This window comes from Vibrio makurazakiensis (genome assembly GCF_050337375.1).
GTDB lineage: Bacteria > Pseudomonadota > Gammaproteobacteria > Enterobacterales > Vibrionaceae > Vibrio > Vibrio makurazakiensis.
Genome location: NZ_JAKJSW010000166.1, coordinates 1 through 9,749, shown reverse-complemented (window position 1 = coordinate 9,749; position 9,749 = coordinate 1). Strand labels below are relative to the sequence as shown.

Below are 9,749 nucleotides of genomic sequence, written 5' to 3'. Positions count from 1 at the left end.
GCTTAATACCACATTTATGGTAAGGGATATTATTTTTGCTGCATGATAAACATTTCATTTATTTATCAATGTTGACTTTGCTCCTATTAAGGCGCTAGTTTATTAATAAAGATATAAACGTGAGGCTTGTTATCTGCAATGGAAGAATTATCAAAAATTTCTTTTGAAGAATTAGTTATTGAACAATCAACGGCGCTGATCAGCTGCCAGCCTAAACATTTTGATGAAACCTTTCGTCACGTTGCACGCTCTGCACTTGAGTGGTTTGAAATCGATCGACTCACTCTTTTTCCAAACTCTATGATCCTACTCAACGATGGTAAGACCGTTTCTGTATCGAGAGATGGTGTACCTGAACTTCAAAAAGAAAAGTTCTTACCCGGTAATTACACTGAGTACTTAAAGTTGCTGCGTTCGAAAGCTCGTTGGCACAGTTTTACTTCAGAAGAGATGGTTAAACACCGAATCGACACCTTGAAAATATTGCATTCGGAAGGCGGTCGTTGGCACGGAATTATGCGTTTAGAGTTGTTTGGCCAAAACTGGGGAGCCCTGTCTTTTTCCAAGTTTAACAACGACGCTTCACCACTATCAGACACTCAGATGACTCGCCTCAAGTTACTCTGCGACATATGGTTATGTTACTGGCAACACTCAACAATGACTCGTAACCTCAAACAAGATCATACTGAAAACGCCAATGAAGGCGAGAAGCTGCTATTGCTCTCTAAAAAGCAGTGCTCCGTTCTGACCTTACTTGCCCAAGGCTACACGGCTAAACAATGTGCAGAAAAACTCTTCTTAAGCCCCAGAACTATTGAGTCTCACAAGTATCGTATGCTCGACCTGCTCGACCTTGAAAACCACACAGAACTAGTGCAATTCGCGTTAAGAAACGGTCTCGGCATAGAAAATTAATCTCGGATCTATTATTCACTACTGCAATTAACGCAATTGCAGTAGTTATACTGATTACCTTCTCTCTAATATCCTCTATTTTAAATTTTCACCTAATTATTTCTTTTATTTAATTAGGTCACTCATTTCACACACTATCAATTATTCATATTTATGTTTTCATGGTAATTCGGTAGAAAATTAAAGAACAATATATTGGAGCGATCATATGTCGCATAAGAATGTACTTGYTATCGGTGCTTCTTCAGGTATCGGTAAAGATTTAGTGATCAGGTTACTAGAACAAAACCACAGCGTGTACTGCGCAGCARGACGTAAAGACAACATGCGCGATTTGGAATCATTAGGTGCAAGTGTATTCAGCACAGACGTGAGAAGTGAAGACGACGTTAACGCGCTAGTCGACACCATGATTCAAGAGCTTGGTTCTATCGATATTGTCTACGCTAATGCTGGCTATGCTATTGCTGGCCCTGTAGAAGAAACGCCTATAGATAAAGTCCACCAGCAGTTTGATACCAACGTTTACGGCGCAGCGCGTGTGGCAAGAGCAGTACTGCCACATATGCGAAAACAAGGGCACGGCAGAATCATTTTCACAACCTCTATCGCTGCACGAGCTTCAAGTAGTATGAACTCATGGTACTCGGCATCCAAGCACGCACTCAATGGAATGGTAAAAGGGTTAGCACAAGAGGTGAAAAGCTTTGGTATCCATGTTTCAACGATTGAACCGGGTTGCGTTCAAACTGAGTTTGACGCGATTCAGCTATCGGATATGAAAGAAACCTCTACGCTAGAGGCATATGATGCCATTGTGAATAAGTCTCATAACTTCCTGCAGAATGCTTACAATTCGGGTTCTACACCAAAATCGACCGTAAACAATATGATCAAAGCTGGGTTTGATGAAAGCCCCAAGCTAAGTTATCAAACAACGCTTGATTCTAAGCTAATGGCCTGGGGGCAACGAATCTTTGGTGAAAAGTTTTTCGGTAATCTAGTGCTTAAAATTATCAATCGTACACCTGCATAGCACGTACCTACCGTAGTCATCATTAAGCCCTGTCACGATTAAACCTCAATTCCATCTATGAGCCAGACGCCTGTCTGGCTCTTTTATATCTAGCCCCTCAATTAACCCTCTTTAGATCATGGTTTTGTTATTCAGATCAGTGGGAGCAGTATTTTTACTGATTCCCTCGCCTCCCTAGCTCCGTAACATTTCGATACACGTTCACGACAAGTGAACAGGCTCTAGCTCAATTTTTTACTTACCCTTTTTAGGAAGCTTTATGAGTTTAATTAGCATGCCTTTCGTCGAAACTGGATTCGACACTGGATTACACATTGTTGCAGGAATAACACTCGTTGCCACCGTTATAGGGGCGCTTTATGCATTTTGGAAATTCCACGAATTGCCAATTCACCACGCTGATAAAAAGAAACACGGCCAAATGGGGCTTGTTACCGTACTCACCTGGATAGGTTTTATCTGGCACTGGGTATGGGTGATTGCGGTAATTATCGCTTTCGTCGATACCGAGCAAAGCATCCGTCGTATTCGCCACATTTGGCACGATACAACACCTACTCACACTGAAAAAACTGGAGAATAACTATGTTAGAAGGTTTAGCGGTTTGGGCTATTTTTATCTACCTCCTTCGTTTAATTGGTGTTCCTTGGGGAACTCCATTCAAAATGTTTGCCTATGGTGGCGGTAGCGTGTGGATGATGTTCGTATGGGTTGGGTTAATTACTTGGGCGCCAATGGATCTATCAGGCGGCTCTGTTGTTCAATCTCCTCATATTCAGCTACGACCTGGCTCAACTCGAGTAACGGGCAACATTGAGCGCCTATATATCGAGCCAAACCAGGCAATCAAAAGTGGTGATCTAGTTTATGAGATTGTTGATGACTCATATGTGATTGCCGTTGAGAAAGCGAAGTCACAGGTCGACATTGCAGCAACAGCTTACAAACTGGCAGTGCAAGATATCAATATCGCCAATACAAATTATCAATCTTCCCTAGAAGATATTGAAATCATCAAAAATCAGATTAAAGCTGCAAACAAGGATCTTACGCTTAAAAAAAGAACGTTGAAGCGTTATGTAGATCAGAACTCTAAGGTGAAGAACACTGTCACTGAAAGCAACCTTGATCAACAACGTACCGTGGTTGATATCGCGAAAAGCCAAGTTTCGATTTTAGAGTCTCAGTACGACAAAGCGCTTATCACTGCAGATAAAAATAGAAACCTAATGGAGAAGTCTCAACTTACTGTTGTTAGTAAGCAATCCGACCACAACAACAAGCAAGCTTCGTTAGCTCAAGCTGAATGGGATCTATCACAGACCAAAATTTATGCGCCTACTGATGGTTATGTCACCAACTTTATGGCTCGTGAAGGCCAATTCGTTGGTGCGATGCCTCGCTTGAAAATGTACAGCGACGAAAAATTTGTATTGATGCGAATAAACCACCAAGCGTTTAGAAACATCAAGGTAGGCCAAGAAGCTGAATTCTCAACCGCTATCTATCCGGGGAAAGTGTTTAAAGCACACGTTGAAGGCATTGTTGAAGCAACAGGTGAATCACAAGGTTCCCTACTTGCTCGCGAAGCAAATGTACGCGCTACAACAGGTAAAAACGTGATGAATAAACACCACTTTGTTCGCTTACGAATTGCTGAACCAGATGGCTACGACATTCCTGTTGGTGCCGTTGGGCTTGCATGGGTAAACGCAGAGAAGCCTATCCCATTCTTGAACTTTTTGAACGTAATTCGCGGCATTATCATTCGTATGAAAGCTCAGATCTACTTCCTATATAGCATGTAGATAAGCATGAATACGTTCCATAAAGTGTGTGATTTCATTGATATAGAGCATCGAACAAAGAGCAAGCTAATACTCTTCGTTGCCCTAATCACCCTTGTTATTCACGCGCTCTAAATAACTCTGACAAATTTGGAAACCTAACGGTATCAAGGATGATACGTCTTCCCCAAGGCAAGTTAGGTTTCCTCCCTATTTCAATTCTGTTTAAGAGTGTGGCTGACTCACTCTGGATATTTGTGATGACTATGAAAAAATCAATTCTATCTCTACTTATTTGCTCTTCTTTTGCTAATGCTAGCGGCTTACTCCTTCAAGAAGCCGTTAGCGCGAATGCAGGTACGGCTGGCGCAGGCGATGGCGTATATACAGAAACAGCAACAGCGAGCTGGACCAACCCAGCCACGATGAGCCACATGGGTGAACAAAAAACCACAATAAACACCATGGCACTGTATCTCCAGATGGACTACACAGATTTTGAATATGGTAGCCTAGACCCAGCAAATGGTGATGCAAGCGCCAACACGCTAATGCCATCAGTGGGTGTATTCCATGTTCGCCAACTTACTGAACAAGTTCATATGGGCATCAACTTTGGAGCTGTGGGTGGCTCATCCGTGGAATATGGTGATAACTGGGATGCAGCTAATCACTTAGATAAAGCCTTTTTGTCTGCTCTTCAGCTAAACCCAAATATCAGTTACAAAATCGATGACAATTGGTCTGTAGCCGCTGGCGCTCAAATCAACTATGGAATGATTGAAGTAACGACGACTGGCTTTGAATCTGACATGGGCACCGATTGGGCATTTGGCTATAACCTAGGTGCAATGTACCAAGCAGATCAATGGTCACTAGGTTTAAGCTACCGTTCTAAACTAGTACACGACTTCGATGATATTTCCGCGACTTTAACCAGCGGCAATACAGCAATTGTAGGGACAGAACTAGTAGTACCTGCGATTGCAGATTTAAGTGCAAGTTACAACCTAACCTCTGAATTAACACTTCTCTCGTCCATTCAATTTCACCAATGGAGTGAGTTTTCAGAAACCCCAATTTATAACGATACCCTGAACCAGATCGACCCTAACCTCGCCATCACTCGAAACTGGGGTGACGTATGGAAATTTGCAGTGGGTGCGGACTACCGGCTTAATTCTGACTGGGCACTTAAAGCTGGCTTTTCCTATGAAACATCACCTCAAGATGACCCTACAATGCAGTGGGTCGACTTACCGGCCGGTGAACAATACCGTTACTCTTTAGGGGCTAGCACTTACTGGGGTGATACACGTGTCGACATTTTCTATGAATACGCTGATTTAGGTACCGTAGAAATCGACCGCAGAGAACCAATTTTTTCTGAAATCTATGGCGAATTTGAAGGAAGTATTCACTTTATTGGTGCGAACCTTACCTTTTAAACCAGTCATCTTCAGAAAAACACTTAACCGGGGTGTGGCTTGCACACCCCGAACTAGTCACAGTTAGAATCGGTAATCGATGCCCACAGATGCAGTCACTTCTTCCGAGTTAATCACTCCGGCAGTGGTGTTCTTTAACTCAATAAAGTCGTATTTAAACTCAAACATAATGTTGATATTTTTGTCCGCCACTTTGGTCTTAATACCTTGCAACCACATCACATTCGCGACATTCATATCTACACCGCCATAAGACGAGCCAAGGTTGACGTTAAAAACAGAGAAGTGAGTGTCGTTCCATGGATGTAATGCATAAAGGTTTACCGAACCAAGCTGAGCTTCCTCTCCGCCTAATGCTTGCGCTACTTGGGTTGACGTTATTGCAGGAATTGGCGACCAGCCATCCCATTTGCCAGATCAGCAATATCATTGGTTTTAAAATCTACGTAGGTGTAATTCAATGAAGGAAAAAACAACGTTCCATCACTGTTTGATAGAGGCAACATATAACCAGTGGTATACATACCTGCAGCATCATCTAGATGATAAACATCGAGATACATTCCACCAAAGCGATCAAAGTGGGCAGCGCGCAATCTCGCATTATGTGACTGAGTGTAATATTCGGCAAACCCTACCGTTTGAGAAATATCGCTGGTTAGCCCACCCGCTCCTCCACCAGCTAAGAGCTTTAATTCTCCTTGCTCATCAGCAAAAACAGCGGCTCTTGCTGAACTATTTCTTGGATCTGCATCGTGATATTGCTGTTCATCTCCATTTGCGAATGAAGCGGCTGGCACAAGCATAGATGCCACGATAGCGGTTGCTGTAATGATGTTGAGTTTTTTCATTGGAAACCTTCAGGAATGTTCTAAGAACCGATGACCCGAACTTTAAATAAACTCAGTTTCATACACTACTTATTCGAATTATTAGTAACGCTAATTCAGCCTTCACAAGACCACTTAGTTTTACTAATTACACTTAGCAGAATTGATATGTATCGAAAATATAATGAACAACTCAACCTGAACTATCTTCGTGTTTTTAATGCGATTTACATTCACCGAAGCACGAAAAAAGCCGCTCATGCACTCGGCATTACACAATCGGCAGTAAGCCAAACATTGAGTAAAATGCGTGAGTTTACCAATGACAAATTGTTCTATATGTCTGGGAGTGAATTACACTCGACTCACAGAGCTGATGAGATCGGTATCGGCCTCAACGAACACATAGAGATTTTAGATAACCGCCTCTCCTCTCACTTATTCTCCGATCCACATCAATTCGATGGTGAGCTGACCATTGCAGTATCTAGCGTATTTTTGGAGGCTATAGCGACAGAACTAACCAGCTCGGTCGTATTTGAAATGTTTCCCAACGCAAAGCTCAACGTCACCACCTGGAACGATAAAACTCTTGAATCCATTCAAAATGGTGAAGTGCACATAGGGCTGAACTTTTATCCAATAGACACTCCAAAGYCCATTCGCTCAGTCCCTCTAACAAAAAGCGAACCCGTTGTCATAGCAAGAAAAGAACACCCTTGGCATGTAGGGAACTTTAGCCTTGATCAATTTAGTTGTTATCCAACAGGCGGAATTTTGGTTCCGGGGCTCACAGACTTTAATGCTATTTTAGAAAAGCATCACCCAAAGCAATTTGAATTCAAGTATCGCTCAGCCAGTATGTCTGTGCTGACTTGCCTTGCAGAACATTCAGACATTCTTGCTATTACTGAAACCCTCGCCGCTTCCATGTGCCCCGACTCTATTCAGTGTTTTAAGCCACATTGGTTAAGTGAATTGCTCCCCAATGATGTTAGCCACGCTATGTACTACCTAGAGCGAAACCACTCTCACCCGCTCTATCAATATGCGAGTAAGTTGGTTAAAAAATCTCTACAACACAAACTCGATGAACTCTCCCCGAAAATTATTGATTGCTAATGTCGGCTGATCTTAGTTAATGCCGTAATTTTACCGATGTAGCTTGTTGATATTCCTTTTAATCTGTCCACTCAACACTTACGGCTTTGCTTACGCTCTCCGAGCAAGCCTTTTCCCTGACTTAGAGACAACGACAAATGAACAAAGCGATTCTAGCCCTCACTCTCGCGAGCTTATTAACTGGTTGCCAAGCGGCGCAAAGACAGAACGCTACGACCGGAGAAATGGAAACGAACTCGGCGACTAAGGGAGCCATGATTGGCATTCTTGCTGGAGCAGCACTTGGCGCAGCGACGGGTGATAACTCCGATGAACGCAAAAAACGTGCGCTTCGAGGGGCTGCTGCAGGCGGTGTTATTGGAGGTAGCGCGGGTTACTACATGGATAAGCAAGAACAAGCTTTACGCCAACAGTTAGTTAACTCAGGAGTCCAGGTTAAACGTGTAGGTGAGAACGAGCTCCAGCTAATTATGGAAAACGGCATAGGCTTTGATTCAGGCTCTTACTACCTCGCCTCTAATATATATCCAACGTTAAATAGCGTTGCGTTAATAGTTGGAGAATACCCAGATACGCGACTTCAAATAAAAGGTCACACCGACAGTTCAGGTAATGGCTCAAACAATCAAACCCTTTCAGAGCAACGCGCACAATCTGTTGGTGATTATCTTGTACGCCAAAAAGTCGCATCAGGTCGTATTGCCACGCAGGGAATGGGTGAACGTTACCCTATTTGCGAAAATACTACTCAGCAAGGAAGAGCATGTAACCGACGCGTCGAAATTAACATTTTGGCGCTGAACTAACCTTCCCTTTAATATTCAGAGAGTATTCGATATGTTCTTTAATCGCTTCTTAAAGCCTTTTTTAGTGATAGGCGGGCTAGTCACTATGTATGCTGGCATCTATGCTATAAACCCTGAAACTGCCCTCAAAAATATGAACAATCTGCCTTATGACTCTAACTATGTGTTCTTATTTCGACACTGGGGGATCATGGTTGGAATAATAGGTGCCTTGATAGCAGCATCGGCTTACGTTCGTCGCTGGAGAGAGCCAGTTATTTTGTATTCGTTTGTCGAAAAGCTATTTATGGTGTATTTGTTCACTTCAAATTTCTTTAACCCTGAAACAGCGCACCTTAATGCGAGTTTCATCCCTTTTGCTATAACCGATATTATTATTGTCACCTACACGCTGGGCTACTGGTTCGAAAACTATCGAGTTCGCAAGACAATCACTTGCTAGCAGGCAACATTATTCTGCTATTAAGTGAACTCACTAAAGGACAAAGTTAAACTGCATCAATGATTACACTTAATAGGTGCCAATTCCCTATAAATTGGCGCCTATTAAGTCCTTGTAGAGTTCAAGTATCCACTGACTAACATCGGAATTTTCTGTCCGTTTACCATCCATAAGCCATATTGAAAGCTCACCGAACACAAAAGCGAGCCCACTCAGCTCGCTTTCGGATCTTCTACACTCATCGAGTCTATGCAGCGCACATTAGCTGTTAGTTATTACAAACCTTTCATTTGATAACTACCGAATTAGCGCCCCTTCAAGTCATTCCTCCGCATTTCAGCAAAGATTTTCTATAAGCGTCACATTTATATTCACGGAAAATCATATACATAAGTTATTTCACAATAATTACAAACTTATCAAAAACTTTCAATTAGGCGTGATATTAACCGCATAAGTTTATAAATAACGACAATTTGCCAGATAATAATCTTTCTAACTGCTAACTTAATTTTAGGTAATTATTTTCCTAGGTTAATGAATATCTACCCCTTTATTTAACGTGAAAGTAAGACATAAAAATAATATAAACTGAAAGGAATATTTATGTTTAGGATGAACAAAGTAGCAGCTACTTTGGCGTGTATTGCGCTCAGTGGCCATCTATATGCAGCTGAACCATATGATTCGACCAAGCCTTATTCAGGTGGAACACAAGTGACGGTTGATGGACAAACCTATGAGGCAAAATGGTGGGTCAATGCAGGGCAAAGCCCAACTGATAACTATGCAAACGAGTGGGACTCACCATGGAAGCTCGTGAGTGGTTCAACCCCAAATCCTACACCGGACCCAGACCCGACTCCCGATCCAGCGCCGGATCCAACGCCTACACCTGACCCGACTCCTGATCCAACACCGGACCCAGTTCCTGATCCAGGCCCCGCAGTTGGTGTTTGTGCTGAATTTAATGTTTACCCAGATTGGACGCGTGGTGACCATGCTTCAAGTGGTGACATCATGGTTAACGAGAATATCGCTTATGAAGCAAATTGGTGGACATCCTCAGCACCGGGAAGTGATGGTAGCTGGGCATTGCACGTAAACTGTGACAACACTCCTCCAGGTACAGCTCCATTGCTTTCATTACCAAACCCAATGGATCCAGTAAGGCTTGAGGTAAGTGGCTGGCCAAGTCACTTTGTAGCAGCAAGCCCCGCATCATTGGATGCACCCGCTACTTTGGCGCTAAGCACCATAAGTAGCCAAGATCTTTCTGACTTAACTAAGTTAACAAACGCATTTGTCTCCCTTATTCAAGCAGTGGACCTTGCAGGCACAACATCTATCATCCTGAAC

Annotated in this window: 11 protein-coding genes; 9 read left to right on the top strand and 2 right to left on the bottom strand. The window is 42.8% G+C overall.

Annotated features, from left to right (window positions below; genetic code table 11):
- Positions 1-138: 138 nt before the first annotated feature.
- From L4C33_RS16255 to L4C33_RS16235, 5 genes are all read left to right on the top strand, one after another.
- Positions 139-918 (top strand): response regulator transcription factor, encoded by a 780-nt coding sequence (locus L4C33_RS16255; RefSeq protein ID WP_428813465.1) that lies wholly within the window; start codon positions 139-141, stop codon positions 916-918.
- Positions 919-1,126: 208 nt separating this feature from the next.
- Positions 1,127-1,954 carry an SDR family NAD(P)-dependent oxidoreductase gene (locus L4C33_RS16250; RefSeq protein ID WP_428813464.1) on the top strand — a complete coding sequence of 276 codons (828 nt, stop codon included), beginning with the start codon at positions 1,127-1,129 and terminating at the stop codon, positions 1,952-1,954.
- Between the two features lie 259 nt (positions 1,955-2,213).
- Positions 2,214-2,537, top strand: a complete 324-nt coding sequence (locus L4C33_RS16245; RefSeq protein ID WP_428813463.1) for an MFS transporter — start codon at positions 2,214-2,216, stop codon at positions 2,535-2,537.
- Positions 2,538-2,539: 2 nt separating this feature from the next.
- Positions 2,540-3,763, top strand: coding sequence for an HlyD family secretion protein (locus L4C33_RS16240; RefSeq protein ID WP_428813462.1), 1,224 nt, complete (start codon positions 2,540-2,542; stop codon positions 3,761-3,763).
- A 245-nt stretch (positions 3,764-4,008) separates the two neighbouring features.
- Complete coding sequence (locus tag L4C33_RS16235) at positions 4,009-5,190, top strand: OmpP1/FadL family transporter (protein ID WP_428813461.1); 1,182 nt, start codon at positions 4,009-4,011, stop codon at positions 5,188-5,190.
- A 63-nt stretch (positions 5,191-5,253) separates the two neighbouring features.
- Here L4C33_RS16235 and L4C33_RS16230 read toward each other — a convergent pair whose 3' ends face one another.
- Both L4C33_RS16230 and L4C33_RS16225 read right to left on the bottom strand, forming a co-directional pair.
- Entirely contained in the window at positions 5,254-5,427 is a 174-nt protein-coding gene (locus L4C33_RS16230; protein ID WP_428813460.1) for a hypothetical protein, read from the bottom strand.
- A gap of 140 nt (positions 5,428-5,567) precedes the next feature.
- A complete protein-coding gene (locus tag L4C33_RS16225; RefSeq protein WP_428813459.1) occupies positions 5,568-6,041 on the bottom strand; it encodes a hypothetical protein in 474 nt (157 codons plus the stop codon).
- Between the two features lie 147 nt (positions 6,042-6,188).
- On the opposite strand from L4C33_RS16225, the gene L4C33_RS16220 reads away from it, so the two are divergent.
- From L4C33_RS16220 to L4C33_RS16205, 4 genes are all read left to right on the top strand, one after another.
- Complete coding sequence (locus tag L4C33_RS16220) at positions 6,189-7,142, top strand: LysR family transcriptional regulator (protein ID WP_428813458.1); 954 nt, start codon at positions 6,189-6,191, stop codon at positions 7,140-7,142.
- A gap of 137 nt (positions 7,143-7,279) precedes the next feature.
- On the top strand, positions 7,280-7,948 hold the full coding sequence (locus L4C33_RS16215) for a YiaD family glycine zipper/OmpA-like lipoprotein (protein ID WP_428813457.1): 669 nt from the start codon (positions 7,280-7,282) through the stop codon (positions 7,946-7,948).
- 31 nt (positions 7,949-7,979) lie between these two features.
- Positions 7,980-8,390: a hypothetical protein gene (locus L4C33_RS16210; protein WP_428813456.1), complete on the top strand. Its 411-nt coding sequence runs from the start codon at positions 7,980-7,982 to the stop codon at positions 8,388-8,390.
- Positions 8,391-8,996: 606 nt separating this feature from the next.
- Positions 8,997-9,749 (top strand): cellulose-binding domain-containing protein (locus tag L4C33_RS16205; protein ID WP_428813455.1); only part of this gene is annotated, 753 nt, incomplete at its 3' end.